4 protein-coding genes are annotated in these 17,278 nt (G+C 45.2%); 1 reads left to right on the plus strand and 3 read right to left on the minus strand.

Annotation, left to right across the window (positions count from 1 at the left end; genetic code table 11):
* Positions 1-49 precede the first annotated feature (49 nt).
* From MSG38_RS22070 to MSG38_RS22080, 3 genes are all read right to left on the minus strand, one after another.
* On the minus strand, positions 50-1,000 hold the full coding sequence (locus MSG38_RS22070; RefSeq protein ID WP_248402625.1) for an OmpA family protein: 951 nt from the start codon (positions 998-1,000) through the stop codon (positions 50-52).
* 62 nt (positions 1,001-1,062) lie between these two features.
* Positions 1,063-4,578 (minus strand): hypothetical protein, encoded by a 3,516-nt coding sequence (locus MSG38_RS22075; RefSeq protein ID WP_248402626.1) that lies wholly within the window; start codon positions 4,576-4,578, stop codon positions 1,063-1,065.
* 27 nt (positions 4,579-4,605) lie between these two features.
* Complete coding sequence (locus tag MSG38_RS22080; RefSeq protein ID WP_248402631.1) at positions 4,606-15,000, minus strand: DUF11 domain-containing protein; 10,395 nt, start codon at positions 14,998-15,000, stop codon at positions 4,606-4,608.
* A 306-nt stretch (positions 15,001-15,306) separates the two neighbouring features.
* On the opposite strand from MSG38_RS22080, the gene MSG38_RS22085 reads away from it, so the two are divergent.
* Positions 15,307-17,166 carry a helix-turn-helix transcriptional regulator gene (locus MSG38_RS22085; RefSeq protein ID WP_248402627.1) on the plus strand — a complete coding sequence of 620 codons (1,860 nt, stop codon included), beginning with the start codon at positions 15,307-15,309 and terminating at the stop codon, positions 17,164-17,166.
* Positions 17,167-17,278 lie beyond the last annotated feature (112 nt).

A 17,278-nucleotide genomic window follows, 5' to 3' on the forward strand; every position in this document is an offset into this window, starting at 1 on the left:
ATGGGGCGTTTTGTTATAGAGACATCTATTCGTTATTCTTCGGTGATCTCTAATCGCTCTCGCTGCTCGACGTCTCTTGTTCACTGCCAGCAAGCGCTTGCTGTTCTGCGGTAATATCAGACTCTTTAAACACAATGAACGCGCGGCGGTTTAATGCATCGGCTTTTTCAGAGCGTTCATTAATCGCAGGCTGCAACTTACCAAATGACTTCACTTCCCAGATGAACTGCTTAGGGTCGAGTTTGGTTTTGAGGTATTCAACCACCGTTTCTGCGCGGCGCTCTGCCAGTTTTTCATTGTAAGAAAGTGAACCCGCTTGGTCGGTGTGTCCTGCCACCATAATGCTGCCTTGTAGGCCGCTCAATTTAGTTGTGAAGTCATCTAACTGAGTTAGGTCTTCTTGCTTGAGTACTGACTTATCGAAATCGAAGTGCGGCGTCATTGCCATATAAACTTTACGTTCTGGTTTTGGTGGCTCACAGAAAGGCATCTCTTCGTATTTCTGAGCTTCTTCAAACACGATAAATGCACGGCGGTTCTCCGCTCGGTCTTTATCTGTCTTACCAAACAGAAGAGGTTGAGTCTCACCAAGATGTTTCACTTCCCAGTCATATTGCGTTGGGTCTAGTTGCCCTTTCAAATAATCTGCGACCGATTTAGCACGGCGCTGTGAAAGACGTTCGTTGTATTCCAGAGAACCTTTGTAATCAGTATGGCCGACAATCGTGATACGCCCTTTCAAGCCTCTGATCTCTTTTACAAAGGTATCCAAGTTGATCTTGTCGAGGTCACGCAATTGGTATTTATCAAACGCAAAATGCTCTGCGATGGCGATATGCACCTCACGCTCTGGCGCCAAACACTCGCTGATTAAAAACTTAGACACGTCTATGCCAGCAAACTTGTCTCGGTTCTCCTGACTCACGTACGTGTCGGTTGCACAGCCGGACAGCAGCAAAGTACTCATCACTGCGCTTATTAGGAAAATAATTGTTTTCATCTTACTCTTAACTGTCACTTCGAATTCTCAACTCTTAACTTTCATCCCACTTTTGGGCTGGCTTAGATCTTACCGACTAAGTTAATGAACACACCGGATGCGTCGTAGTCATCATCATTGGTTAAGTCACTATCAAACGCAGAAAAGTTATAACCAATCCCCATTTTAAAGTTCTCGCCAATGTGCTTGTTCACCGAAACTAATGCACCGTGTTCTAGCTCATCGTTGAGAGTGTCTGTTTTCCAATGGTATTCACCCGTCACATCCCACTCTTTCATCACGCGGTAAGAAGCGCTTAATCCGTATAGGTCGATATCGCTTTTAACCAGCTCATTCGAACCAGATGCTCGTTCAAAAGCTTGTTGTTTGTCTTTATGGGCGTACTTAGTACCGACGTCCCAGTGTTGGTCGATCGAATAGATCGCTTCAACTTCAATGATCTGACTGGTTTCGTCTTGATAATCCACATCGCGATCCAGTTGATCGAAATCTGCAATATACGTGTAGCGGCTCAGTAAATTGAGTCGATCTTTGTAGATCGGACGATACGCAAGGCCGCCAGTGGCTTCAGTAAATTGCGCTATGGTTTCGCCCGTGGTTTCGCTTTCAGTGATGGAGTAGTTGTACTTACCAAATAGCGTGTACTCTTCCGTTAAGTGATGCGTATAACGGTTGGTGGTCACGATTTGTTGCAGTTCTCGCTGAGCGATGTCTGGATCGTCTTCACTCTTATCTACTCGGTATTCAAATTTGTGGCTTAGGGTGATGTCATCTAGGTCAATTGAAGCATTGAAGCTAATAGATTCACGCTCTGTGGTGATATTCTGGTCATCTTCAATTTCCCCAAGTTGATAACCGATCCCCATCTCGACATCTTCCGTCACGTCGTAACCAAAGCCGTACGAGTCGATACGGCCATGACCGTCGTTTTCATCAACAAACTGGTTCTCTTGGTAAAAGTCGACACTGCTGGTGAGGTCTGCACGCTGACCAACAATCACGTTGTTTTGGCCTTCGTAGTTATCATCTACATAAGTTACGTAGGTTGAGTGTTCATCGGATACATCGTAAGTCACGGTAGCTTCTGCTACTTGGCCTCGGTCGCCATCGGTGTATTCACCGCCAAGAGACAAGTCTTCCAACACTTGGAATTCAGCACCAATCGACGCGCTGTCGTTTTCATCATAGTCATCCGACTGATCGACGGTCTTTTGCCCTTTGACGTAAACGCTGTTCTCACTGTCCCACATGTATTCCAAACGCACACCTGCTAAGGTCGCATCGCTGTGCTCGTCGTTTTGGTTAAGCTCTTCAGTTTGTTGCCCTGCCGCCGAAACTTTGATGTGCTCGGTGATTTTAACTTGAGTCTCGATCTCAATCGTTTCAGTATCTGTTTCTAGATTACCATCGACATCGCGCTCTTCATTGGTCGAGAAGCGAGAGAGAACTGCCAAGCGATCGGTGGCTTGTAAACGAAGTTCGGCACCGTATGCCTCTTGCTCTAAATCATCGCTGCTGCTCGCGTAGCTGTATCCCGAGTCTTTGTCTCGATACCAAAGTTTCAAGTCATTACCAACGGCACCAAAGATGGTTGGGGCAAGGTCATAAAGGCTGGTGACAGCAGTGATTTGGACACTATCACCCTCGCGGTCTTCCAATGTGTCGCCAATCGGCGTAAAGGTTAAACCACCATCAGTAGAGACGAAATTCGACTCGGTTTGCCTGCCTTCACTATGCGCAAACTCAGCTTTAATGTAGGTTCCTTCAGTGGCACGTAGCGTTAAGTCTGTGCCGTAAGACTCGTAGTCTTGGTTGTCTTTCTCTTGGGTCGCGTACGTCACGCCAACGCCAATGTAATCGTTGATCCAGCCTTTGGCACGACCACCGTAAGACATCGCGTCCAATGAGTCTGAACCTTGTGGGACGTACTCATAGTCAACAACCAGAAAGTTTTCGTAGTCGTCTCCGTTTTCTATCACGCTACCAAAGCTGTCGGATAGAATGTTATCGAGTGGCTTGGTCAAAATAATTCGACCTTGGTACGGGTCAAAGTCATAGTCGACGCCCGGCTCAAGTGGGATTTCATTCTGCACTAGGCCAGATTCATCTTTTACTTTGACGTAAACTTTGTCACTTCCCGGTACCGCTTCACCGTGACGAAGGAAGTACAGAGAGCCGCCTGTGCCCAAGAACTCATCGTGTGCATACAACGAATCTGCTTCTGCGGTAAAACCGACCACGTTCAAACGATCTTCACCATACTGCGTGGTGTCGCGAGTGCGATAATCGGCTTTGAAACCATAGAGGCTACGGTTGTAATCGTTGTTCTCGGTGCCTGTTAAACCCGTGTTGTAGTTACCCCACAAGTATTGAGACTTATCGTATTCAACATTGAGGTAAACCTTGCCCTTGGTGTTGACCACTTTTTCGATGTTTGAGCTATCGCCATAGTTGCCGTAATAAAGCTCATCGTCGTCTTCAAGGATATCGAACACATCCGAATCGTCGGAGGCGAACGGATGTTTGAACATATCCTTTATCTCACTTTCTCGAGTATCGAAGTGAGTGGTCACGCGAAGCTTGTCACCAAATTTACCCTGACCAAAGTACGCTAAACGACCTTGGTTATAGATGTCATCTTGGTACTGGTCATCGACACTTAATGCATCGCTATTACCAGACACATTATTCTTACCAACATAAAGATCAGCCAAGCCGGTTTGTGCGTAGTACGTATCTGGAATACGAACGTAAAGCTTGTAACGACGTTCATCACCGTTATCAAACACAACCTTGGTAGGGAAAATGTAGGAGTCTGTAGGTAAGTACTGCTCTGCGTATAAGTTGCCATCTTCGACATCAAATTCGTCTTCACCGATGATGACTTTATCTACGCCCTTTAAGCCGGTACCGATGAATTTCGCTAAGCCCGCATTGGTCGGGATGTTGTGACGCATCAACTTAGCTTGGCCGTAGCTTTTATCTTTGCTCTCTTCATCGTCGTTATCGTTTCGATCGATCTCGACTTCAGAGTCCGGCTTGACTAAGTCAGTCACACCAACGGTGGTCACATCCATGTTGCCATCTTTGTCCCACGCTTTTAGGCGGAACATCAGCTGCTCACCGACATTAAACTGATAGTCAACATCGGTTTGACCATCCCAATTGATGTCAGAGTCGTTCGCCAGTTTATCGCCTTCAAGCACAGCGATTGGCTCAGACAAGCCAAAGTCACCCACGCGGTACACTTCCAACTGATACTTTTTGATGTAGTAACCATAGTTGGTGGTAATGGTGAAACCTACGCTGTCTCGTAATGTCCCCTGCTCGACTTCTAATTCATCGCTAACACTGACGTCGAGCACTGGGTCAAAGCGAGTGATGTCACGGCTTGCCCAAATAGCACCTTGTTCTAGGTAAATACGCGAACTGTCTTGGTCTTGGTTCGGCTTAGTGATTTCAATGCCAGTCGTCTCAGAACCGAGTTTTTCAAGCTTACCTGTGTCTTTCGCTACCGCCATCACAGGAATGGCCGTTAACACACACGTCGCTAAACGAGACTTACTAAATACTTTCATACAATTTCCAGATACGGTTCCAATGGCTTACTTCTGTTCACTTTGTTGGTCTTTGCGATGAACGCTAAAGTTGAACTTGGTGAGCTTGTTCGGGGTAATTCGCAACACTTTCGGGTTTTCGCTTACCACTTCCATGGAGGTGGAGAGCGAATCAGTGTCCAACTTCACTAGGAAGTTCTTACCTTTCTTATTGAGTACCCATTGGTCGGGCACGTGGTAACGACCGTACTGGTCTGTGTAAATAACGATTCCCTCAACCGTCATCAACTTAACGCCCGGAATACCATCTTCGTAGATACCTTTGTTCTCGATAACGATTTCCCAAAGGTAATCCTCGCCATCGCGATATAGGTTTCTGGTTACATTGAGGTTTTCCGCGCTCAGTCCCTTTTTCTTGTCCGATTCATGTTTAAACTGAATCTGACCTTGTGCGTCGAACTCGATACGAGAACCCGCATCAGTCGTGACGTAGAAATCAAAGCTCTGCTGTGTGCGAGTTTTAAATTGAATAACCACTTTGCTGGTTTCTGGCAGTGTTCGGTTCACGGAATGACCCCAAAGGTCACCAAGATCCAAGCCTTGCTCAAGTGCAGTGGTTATCGCACCATCTTGAATTGCGACATCCAGACCATCACGGATGATGTGCGTCGAATCAGCGATGTAGCCTTGTGTTGCTAAGTTCGCAGTTAGCTCAACATCAAACGCGGTTGCATCAGCTTGGAATCCATCTTTGTTGTGATCTTCAAAAACCTTGCCAATGATCGAAGAAGTATCGAATACCTTGTCCGGTTCAACCGTCACTTTGGCTGTGTCTTCATTGGATACCGCCAACCCATCCACTTTAGCGACAGCTGTGTTGATGTAATCACCAAAGGTGGCACCTACCGATACACGTAATAAATAACGAATACGCAGCTTCTCGCCCGGATCAAAGTTCAACGATGTGAACATTAACTTGCCCGTGTCTGATGGCTCTTGATAGATAACCTGATCGTCTTCTGTACCAAACTCACCATCAATGCCGCTTAGCACAACTTCTGATGTATCCACGATGTATTTCAGACCACCTGGGTAACGGTCTTCCACAGTCACGTTCTTAAAGTAAGATTCATTGTTGTTCTCAACGATGATCTCATACTCAACCGCATCACCCACTTGCGCGGTATCTTGCAGCGCAGACTTGGTTAGCTCCAACTCCCCAGAGTTATCTGGAATCTTCTTGATGTGAGTAGTTACGCTGTCGCTGGTTTCAGTACCGTCAGATTCAGTCGCCGTAAAGGTATTGGTGATGTCGTCATCTAAACCTTTACCTAATGTACCCACGACCTCAAACGCGTAAGCATTTCGTTTGTTGGATTTCAGGTTAACGGTGGTGTCTAAGTCTTTATTCGGCGGGAAAGTATGACGCTGAATAACCACGCCCGAGTCGTCGACTTCCACACCTTCAATTGTCCAATCGGTAAAGACTTTATTAGCAGTGCTGTTTTGTAGCTCACTGATCTCATCGGTTAGACGAACATTGGCCGCGTTACCTTGACCGTTGTTGGTCACGGCTAAGTAATAAGTGACACTGTCATCATCTTCGGTGTATTCAGGTTTATCTGAACGTTTTTCAACAACCAGATCAGCACCCACTGGCGGCAAATCCAAAGCAGATACTTGGTCTGCTACTGCCTGCATAGAGGTTTCAGACGCTAACATGCCCTTAGAACGAGCGCGCATCGCTGGGCTACCAGTTAAATCGAGGTAGTAACCAAGCACATCGATATTAGTCAGCATGTCTTCGTTGACCGTCAATGTGAACGTGTAATCAATCTTGCCGCCCGGTGCGATGTCGACCAAGGTGAACAGGTCTTTGTCGTTAGCAAAGGTGCCCGGTTGAGTTTCAGCCCCTTCTGATGTAGCCGTTAGTGTCCATTTATCAAACGCATTACTAAAATCACCATCAATATGATCACCCATTGATTCAGAGAACTGGGTGTAAAGCGCCACATCTTTGGCTATACCACGGCCTATGTTTTGCACCACTAAGTGATACTCAACCTGCTCACCTGGAACGTAATACGGGGCATCGGTAAACAGCTCAGCTTGAACCACAGCCGCAACTGTTTGAACTGGAGGACTGATAACATCGCCGCCGTCTACTTGCGCAGTATTAATGATGTGTCCGGTCGCGGTATCGACTACGGTGCCTTTTGAGCGGAACACAACTGTGCCGTGCGGCGCGATATCTACGTTGTACTCCGTCGGGCTAACTTGCTCGGTAGTGGTACCTATTGTGGTTGAATCGACAACCAAAGAGGTGGAACCAGCCACAAAAGCAGGTCCTGTCGAACCGTTGTAGTATGCGACCTCAATCGACTCCATATCATCAACAACACTCAAGTCACTGATGTAGTTGTTCGAGGTGTTTTCAATGGTGATCAGGAACTCAAGCTCACCACCCGGCTCATATTCGGTTTGCACGTTGGTTTTCGTCGCAACAAACTCCGCCTCTTTCGGTGTGATAGTCACTACAGAGTCTTGTGGGGCGCCGTTGTAAGTGATGGTGGCCGTATTGCTGATATCACCAATCGCTGTCGTGCGAATTAACGCCTTAACGTGGAAGGTTACTGTGCTCTGTGGCGCAACATCCATACTCGCATCGATGTCTTCACTCAAGTCGAACGTCTTTGGAGTGACAACAGATCGATCATCCGAGGCGTCAAAGCTCACTTCCCATAGTAGGAATGCCGACTCTTGTTTATCCGCAGTCGTGTCGACTTGAATGTCACTGATGATGTCTTGAAGTTGAACACCAGATGCAAACGCATCAGAGCTGTTGGTTACGGTGATGTCGTAGTTAATCAGCTTGGTTACTTCATACGATGGCGTATCAACCGTCTTCTTGACCGAAACCGTCGCCAACACTGGTGTACTGGTAGCACTGTCATCAAATGTTGTGCCGTCAAAGGTCGCTGATGCGATGTTAGTGATATCGCCTGTCGCCAACGGATTAGTCGTCACTTGAATCGTGAAAACAATGCTATCTTGAGGCGCAATATCGAGCGTCTCATTAAGGTCTTCACCACTGGTTACATCCGGTACTGGGGTTTCACCCGTTGTCGATACCGCAGATATTTGGATTGAAGCAGGGTCAAAAGCTTGCTCAGTCGTACCGCCTGCGATCGTGGTTTCAACCGACTTCAGCGCATCTTCAATAGCAACACCTTCAGCCCAACCTAAGCCGTTATTCTTAACGGTCACGGTGTACTGAAGCGCCTCTCCCGGAAGGTACTCTGCTTTATCGACGTCTTTAGTGATCTCAACTTGCGCATCTTCTGGAATGTAGGTCGCGTCTGCAGAGTGCTCACCGTCGTCGCTATCAACTTTAACGACGTTAGTGATCTCGCCTTTGGCTTTATCATTAACAGTGTTGGTCACGACAAATGCATAACTGTCACCCGGGTGAATGCTGTAAGTCGCACTATAACCCTGCGCGTTATTAACTACATCTTTGCGAGCGTTCAGTGCTGGATCGCCACTGCCATCAAGCTGTTCGTCACTAATGACCCAATTACCGGTCAACGCTTGTTCTTGATCTGGGCTGTTAGCCACCTCTGTCATGATGGTGTCGATACGATCGGTTAGAACTTGATCCACAAGGTAACCTTCACCCGTGTTAGCCACAGTGATCTTGTATGAGATTGGTTGACCCGGTTGGTATTTGGCATCAGGTTCTGAAATTGGCGTCGTCTCTTTGGTTAACACCAATTGACCCGACTTCGGCGTGATAAAGCCTTCTCGTAAGCGAGCAATCTTCGAATCGTCCAAACCATGTCGAAGGTAAGCCGTATTGGTAAAGCGCCCAATCGCGTCATCACGAACCTTACCTTGAACGTGAATACGGACAGCTGTGTACTTATCACCACCACCCGTACCGGCATCGTCACGCCCTGCCATCTTGATAGATTCGGCAGGTAAATCGATGTCTGGACTGTTTTGACCAACTAGCTTATCTAATTCTGAAAAATCATTAGCGTCAGGGTCTGACGGCGCCGAGTTATAAAGCACATCGTAATCAACCGTCCATTCTGTCAGTGCCGTTTTCATTGAGCCATCGACAGTTTCGACTTCAAAACCACTAATGATGTCACGAATCGAAAACAGGCCAGAATCCACATCGTCGTTGGTGATGCCGATGTAGTAATTCACAGTACCGCCCGGCACGTACTCAGGCGTATCCGTCCATTTATCAATCAGGATATTCGAGCGCCCCGGATCAAGTACGATGTCGTTGGTGTTATCACCGTTCACTTGCGCCGTGTTGGTAATAGTGCCTGTCGCTGAAGTCGACACGGTGCCTTTCACGTCAAATACAATACGCTCACCAGGACGAAGATCGACAGTTGCATTCAATGGTACGCTGCCGTTGTAGTTACCTTGCACGTCGTAAGTGCCAACAGGTTCAACCGCAATAGCCGTTGTCCAACTAGAGAACGCATCATCACCATCTTCAGTTTTGATGGTGTGAATCGCATCGATAACACTCACGTCATTTGCGATGCTATCGCCAGTGTTCTCTAACGTAACTTGATACTCAACATCACCACGTGGTGCGTAAGTACAACCGCTGCCATCGATTGAAGGAACAGAACACCCTGCCGATTCACCATCGGTATAAGCCAAGGTTTTGAAGTAATCGAGCTCAGCATCTTTAGGGGGGATCACTTGCGATGTTGCAGAGTCACTTCCTGCGGTCACTCGGTTCGCATCAATCGTACCCAAGGCGTCGTCACGAACGATACCTGTTAAGTTAAAGGTCAGCACTTCTCCCGCGGCAATATCGGTTTCAATATCAAGGTTGCCGTTGGTGTTATAGCTTGGTACATAAGTATCAATGTTGGCATCAATACCATTGCTGACTTCATGAGTGATATAGCCCGAAACAAAGGCAGATTCCATTGTTCCACCAATAACCTCAACTTGAATATCCTTTACCGTGTCTTTGATCTGAATATCATTCGCCCAACCGTTTTCAGGGTTTGTGACTACAAATTCATACTCAACTTCGTCACCCGGAAGATAGGTATCACCATCACTGAACGGGGTGCCGTTGATCGACACCACACGTTTTTCAACACTGGTATTATTTTCAAGCGGCATTAAATTCGCTGTTCGAGCACTACCGTCGTACGTCGCTTTATTTTGAATGTCACCCAATGCATCTTCACGAATGTGAGCATGAATAGTGAACGTTAGGCTTTCTTGAGGCGCGATAACAATTTCATTATCAATATCGATGTTATTGCCCGGAACAAAGTCAATCGCGTCGGTAATAGAGCCTGTCGCCGCCGTTTTATCTAAGCTAACTTCCCAGCCAGCCAAGAACGGTTGGCCGGCAGGATCACTACCAGAAGTTGTGCTGTCTTCTGCAATACGAGTTTGAATTTCCGAAATCGCATCTTCTAGGCGAGAACCATATTCAATACCATCACCCGCATTCTTAATCTCAACGCGGTAATAAACCTCACTCTCACCAGAAGCTTGAGAGTATTCAGTTTTTTGCGAAGAGAAGCCTGCATCATAAAACGCTTTTTTAGAGAACGTGACTTCAGGATCCGCCATCGTTGATGGTGGTGATACCGCGATCAGTTCATTACCATTGTCTTCATCGATGAAAGCTTTATTAGTAAAAGATCCTACCGCTTTCGGACTGATCTTGGCTTTTATGACATAGCGGACAAACGCTGACGATGCAGCTCGGCCAAAGTTGTCTGCCGAGATATCGAAGTGAGTATCAATCGGCTTATTATCTTGGATTGAGTTATCAACATCTGGGTTGGAAATACCTGAGCCATCAGTGAATGTTTCAATCGTCCAGCTATCAAATGCAGGGCCACGCGTTCCATCAAAGTACTGAGTGTTAATTTGGTCGATGTCATCACGCAAGCTCATATCATCAACGTGGGCGCTCGCAATGTTCTCAATTAAGATTTCATATTCGACGTAGCCACCTGGCATGTAATTGGTTGCGCCAACCAGCTCATTACCATCCGTGTCGTAGTACGCCAGAATGTTCTTTTCAAAATCGACTTTACGGGCTTCTTGCTGAATATCATGAGATATCGTGTCGCCATCGACGGTTAGAACGTTGACCACATCGCCATTAGCTTTGTCATTGATGGTCGCGACAACTTGATACTCAAGCTTAGCGCCCATCGGAATATCGGCTTCAACATTTAAGTTACTGTTGGTTGATGAGTAAACATTGCCAGCACCTGCGCCCGCATCCACATACTCAGAATCGGTTCCAGTTGCGATCGATGTGATGGTCCAATCTGAATACGCTGGCCCTGTATTACCATCCACTAAGCTGACCGTAACGTCTTCCAGGTTATCGACGATTGGAATATCGTGAGCGTTACCTTTGCCGTCATTCTCAATCACTAAGTGATAGGTCACAGTTTGAGCTGGCTCGTACACCACTTCATCGGTGGTTTTATCAAAATCTAAATGGTAGTCATCGGGAATCACTACAGTATCTCGGTAATGAATATCACCGACCGCATCCGGTCTTACTGTACCTGTTACTGTGTAAGTCACGTCTTCGCCAGCATCGATATCAATCGAGGTTACGATGTCAGTATCGTTCGCAACATCACCGTCTTTGGTACCATCGGTTGTACCCACGTTCGCAGGGTCGCTCTTAGCAACTGCCACCGTAAACTTGTTTGAACCTACCGAATCATCGAAAAATGGATTACCTGAATTGCCATCTTGTAGCTCCACTGATATGTCGTTAATCAGTTCGTTAACGTCAACGTTATTTCGATAACCGTGTCCATCTTGAGAGTTGTACTTGATGGTATAGGTCAACTGATCGCCCGGGGAGTAACGATTAATATTGGTTGTACGAACTACGCCGCCACTGTTATGCACTTGATGGTTTTCAGCCACGGCACGTTTCGCATACTCACAATCGTCAGTACAACCGGCATTATCGTCATGAATCAGCACTGCTTCGTTGCGGATTATGCCGCCGTCTCTGTCAGCGACACCGTTAGATACCGCATTGTCTTTGACATGCGCCTTAATACGCACCGTGACAAAGTCTTTGGCCGGAATTGAAACTGGGAACTCCACATCTTCAGTCGTTTGAGGGCCGAAACCAGAGCCAGTATCAACAGACCAATAGTCAAACGGGTTTTGATTAAGAACATCTTCTACTTCACCATCTTTATCATTCGCTAGCGTAGTAGTGATCTCACTCAAGCGATCCATGAAGATAAGATCGGTCTCATCAGTGTCGCTGTTATTGCCAATAACGATGGTATAGGTGAGGTCTTCACCCGGTGTGTAACGGACAACATCAGTCGTTTTAGCTAGTGAAACATTGATGTCATAGGTACTGTGTGAGTTATCTATTTGAGCGGAAGAGCTGTGGTCACGGTCTGTAATAGGATCGTAAACATCAACACGGTTCGATACTTGTTCTTCTTCATAGTCAGACTTAACAATACCGCTCACCTCATAGTGAACCCAACCTCCGGGAGTGATATCAACATCGGTATCAATGTCTGTATCGTTAGCAATGTCACCGTAACGAGAACCCGGTTTATCTGTATTGGTCGAACCTACAATTGTCCAGCTATCAAAGAAATTAAGCGCTGAAATGCTATCTTGTACCGTTGCGTCATTCGCGTAACCAATGCCGCGATTATAGATATAAATATCGAATGTAGCGCGCTCACCTACAACAAAGTCGGTATTTTGAGCGGTCTTAGCGACTACAAGATTCGGTTCGCTAGGATAGGTACGTACCGTATCCGATAAGTTAGTATCAGGTCCCGTCACTGTTGCGGTATTGGTGAATGCTCCCCAAAGAATCTCACTGTCTACAGTGCGATCGAGTGTCCCAACAATGGTATAAGTAATCGTGGCACCTGGCGGGATCTGAGCGGTGGCATCCAGATCATTGTTATCCGAGAACGATCCAGGGTCAGTCACAGCTTTCACCCACGGAGAGTCTGCCTCTCTTTCTGCACTGATCGTCCACGATGAGAACACGGGCTTGGTTTCACCCGGCTCGTGAAGGAGCTCAGCTTCTATGGTGCTGATTTCATCTTTGACATTGATGTTAGAAGCGAAGCCGTTCCCTGCTGGGTTGGTAATGCTGATCGTATAAGTGACAGTATTGGTGGTGTCGGTATACGCGTTTTGTTCGTTATGACCATCAACACGCTTATCCAATACTAAGTAGTAATCTCGTGGGTATGAGCCTCTGTCGGAATAAAGCACGCTGTCGACCGTCACTTCATTACGGATTTCATCATCGGCAATGGGGTTTACGATCGCCGCAATGCTATAAACAATCTTATCGTGTGGGGCCAACTTAGCCTTCTCGTCTAGGATAAGTTTATTGCTTTGATTACCTTCAATTTGACCAGTAAAGCCGGGATCACTGTTTGTCGAAATTGAGCCGTCAGAGGCATAGGATTTCGCAGTAATAACCCAGCTCAAATATGCTTTAGTCGGTGTATCGTTAATCGACTGAGTCATGACAGAGACTAAATCATCATAAACCGGTACATCAATCGCGTAGCCGTCACCGTTATTCTCTACCGTGATGTCGTAGTTCAGGGTACCGCCAGCTGAGTAGTAACGAGAATCCACTTCCTTTTGGACTTTTAATTTCGAGTTTGGCATTTGAACGCCAGAGCCCGACTCGCCTAAGTTATCCCCTAAACACAAACCCGCATCGGTACCATCATCAACAATCTGACCCACACTAGTGTCTGCTACTTTTGCGGTCAGCTTATAATGAACGTAGCCTTCAGGTGCGAGGTCGACTTTCAAATTGATGTCGTTTGTTGTCCAAGTATTGTAATTAAATGAACCATAATTCGATCCATCACCACTTCTATCAGCGACTTCAAGCTTCCACTCGGAAAATGCTGAAGCGTTAGAGCCATCCGCTTGCTCTGTCACGATACAAGCAAATTTATCGATAACTTCAATATCGTTGGCGAAAAACTCTGTGTCCTTGTTAGAAATAACAATGTCATAAACCACTTCGTTATCACCGGCTATCCCCGGGACATAAGTAGTATCTGTGGTGTTCTTATTACGTGTAATTTGACTTGATGACGTTGTCAGAACGTCTTTAGAATCAAGAATATTAGCTAAAGCATCGCCAGAATCCGCGAGGCCATCAGCATCAACCACTCGGGCAGCAACTTGGGGAATTTGACCAATAGACACAGGGCTAACGTCCACCACAACGGAATAAACAATCTGCTCACCGGGATAGATAGACACTTTGTCTTCTAGTGACTTGTTGGACTCCTTTCCAGATGCATTGAGTTCTGAAAGGCTATTAGAACCGATTGAGGTCACTTCATTGGTCCAAAAATCGTAAGGATTACCAACCTTGTCAGTTGCGTTCTTTTCGTTGCTGACATCGTTACCTAGATCGGTTTCAAGATCCGCAAGAAACTGCTGAACAGAATAATGGTACGCGATACCAGTGTTTGTTTGGTTAGCAACCGTGACCGTATAGGAAAACTCATCGTCGACTAGGTAGTTATCCGATTGGTTCAAGGTATGTGTCAGGGTGATACTAGGCTCAGTGGGTGGAGTGATAACCTCATCAACTGTAACCAAGTCATCGCGTGTTTCAGCAGTTATGTCGTCATTAACAATGTCGCCGACTAAATTGTCGGCAACAGTTGCTTGAATTTCGTAAGTCACAGACCCGCCAATATCAATCGACGCACCACTTACTGATAAGTCCCCTGATTCGGCGAAGGTGCCTGGTTCGCTCTTGCTGCCTTCAACCTTGCTGACTGAGTTAACGTTGTCAGTAAAGGCTTGTTGCAAAGCCCCTTCAATATTGAGTGCCTTTATGTCTGAAAGGACATCTTGAACGTCGAGCGTCTGAATAAACGTATCGCCAGTGTTCGAAACCTTAATCTTATAGGTGAGTTTGTTATTGAGTTGATAGTTCGCCTTATCGACCGAAACAACAACATCATGTTGATACACGCCACGCTGAATGGATTCTGTATTTGATTCAACAGCATCCAACAATCCCGTGCTCGCACTTGCGACGTTATCAATCGTACCAGCTGCGTCGGCAGAAACGGTGGCGACCATGATATAGGTCACCGACCCACCAGCCGCAATACGCACACCTGATGCATCTAAGTTTCCGAAGCGACTGTAATCACCTGGAGATGACAGGAAGGAGGATTGCGCTTGAGTCGAAACTTGCGAGAACGCGTTAACATTATTTCCTTGATCATCTGTCGTTAAGATATTTAACAGCTCATCTTTAACGTCCAACTCAGCGATAGCTTTATCCGACTCATTCGTTAAAACAAGCGTATAAGCCACCTCTTGGTCGTTGTCGTAAGACGCACTGTCAACAGACAGATCCATAACAAGACCCGTTGTGCCCGCATAGGAGACGAATGGAAACAGCAGAATGGATAAGAAAAAGGCAAGATTGTATCTGAACATTAACGCGCACTTCACAGTAGATTGACAAGCGTCTAGGCAAAAAGCCATAGATTTGACGTCACTAATTTGGCACTCAGCCTGTTAGGGACATGCGCAACATACAGTTCAAATAATCCGAACAATTAACATCCGTAAAAAACAAATTACTGAAGATGTTAAATAGAGAGTCTGATGTCTAAATTAGAATCAAGACATTGAGTTAATTATCAGAAGGTTAATGTTTTAATGAGTGAGTTTTCACAGTTGTTACGTAACTTCAGAAAGGAACTTCAATTTACGCAAACAGAGTTTGCAACCTACTTAAATCAGCTGGACGACGAGTTTAATGCGGTTGACGTCGTAACGATAAATCGTTGGGAAAACAGTAAGGTAAAGCCTAGTACATACAAAGCACTCAAGATCTTACAGTACCTTGGCGGAGATTTGTTTGAGACAATAAAGAGCTTTAAGTCCGAACAAAAAGACACGTTAATCGAACTGTTTTTAAACGAATCCTATGGCTCATTTCAAAGTAGAATTTCAGCTCTATCAGGCCTGAATCAACAACAAGGCAAACGCAACTTTAAGTCACTGCCTTTAATGTCAGAGCCGTGTGACACTGGCGTTATCGACAGAATCAAACTACTTTCTAAATTCACAAAAGTTGATATTTCGCCACTGGACCAAATTGATTTATATCTCTACTACTGTGAGAAAAAAGCACATGGTCACAAGTTGATCAATGTTGATGGCGACATTGTGAGTCACAACGTAGGCTTTTTCTTTGAAGACCATCAATTTGAGACATTAAAAACTCAAGAGCTAGATCTAAGAATAGCCTGCTCTTTAAATTCAAGCAAAAGCATAAATTATTTTAATATAAGCTCACACTCAGAGACAAAAGATCATGTTATTGAGCATATAGTTTCAGATATAAAGTTACTTTCTCAGAACAAAAACATTAAAAAATATTCTGTTTTAGTAAAAGATCCCAATATGATGAAACTCTTGAAGGGCGTGGGGTTTGAAGTATTTAAATTTTCAGAACCTTCTGCTAAAAAATGTAATATCACATTCAAAAATAAACATTATAGCTACTGTATATTAACGATTGATAAAATAGACTACCTGACGAATCGGAACGTAATGTCACTAATCAAAGATGAATATTCTACCATGAAGAAATTTCCGCAATTACTGCGCGACGCGCGCAAGAAATTGAAGTTAACGCAAAAGGATTTTGCGGCATACATTAATCACTTAGATGATGAATTCAGCTCTGTAGATGTCGTAACGATAAATCGATGGGAAAATAGCAAAGTAAAGCCAAGTAATTACAAAGCCCTAAAGCTATTGGACTGCCTTGGTCTGGACTTGTATACAACGTTGAAATCCTTTGATTCAGAAGATAACGAAGACAGTGCACTACTTGAAGACTTCCTTCGTGAGAGGTTCTTTTCGTTTCAAAGCCGAATATCGTCTATCACTAAAGGGGAAATAGAAGAAGGCTGCGACTGTCAGATCATGCCACTAATGACAGATCAGAATGACAAAGCAGTAATAGATAGAATAAAGCTGATTTCGCAATATACAAAGATGGATCCTTCAGCCCTTGATACTATCGATCTGTTTCTCTATTGCAGTGAAAAAAAGGCGCATGGCAGAAAAATGGTCGATGTAAATGGCGATATTGTTAGTCATAGCCTAGGTTTTTTCTTCAACGAAGAGGTGTTCGAGCAATACCAAAATAAGCATCTACATATTAAGCAAGCTTGCTCTTTAGATTCTAACCAGAACTTAAATTACATTGTGGTTAGCGGTCACTCTGAGAAGCGCGAACAATCTATTGCGAACCTAATTTCCGATATGAAGCTTCTTGCAAGAAATACTAAGATTAAAAAGTATTCCATGATCATTAAGAACCCAAGTGCATTGGAACTTATGAAGAACATCGGATTTGAAATATGGAAGTTTTCAGAACCAACAGAAGAAAAGTCGAACATTACCTTCAAAAACAAAAACTACCGCTATTGCGTACTGACTATCGACAAGATCGAATTACTGAGTAACAAGAATGTTATCGCATTCATTAATAAGTATGGTTAATTTTTAGTAACCACTATTAATAAAAAGCCACCGTATAATGAACTGACCCCCAATAGTTGGACACCAATTATTGGGGGTCTTTTTATGTCCAAATATAGCCGTGAGCTAAAAT

The organism is Vibrio sp. 1CM24A (genome assembly GCF_023161725.1).
GTDB classification, from domain to species: domain Bacteria; phylum Pseudomonadota; class Gammaproteobacteria; order Enterobacterales; family Vibrionaceae; genus Vibrio; species Vibrio coralliirubri.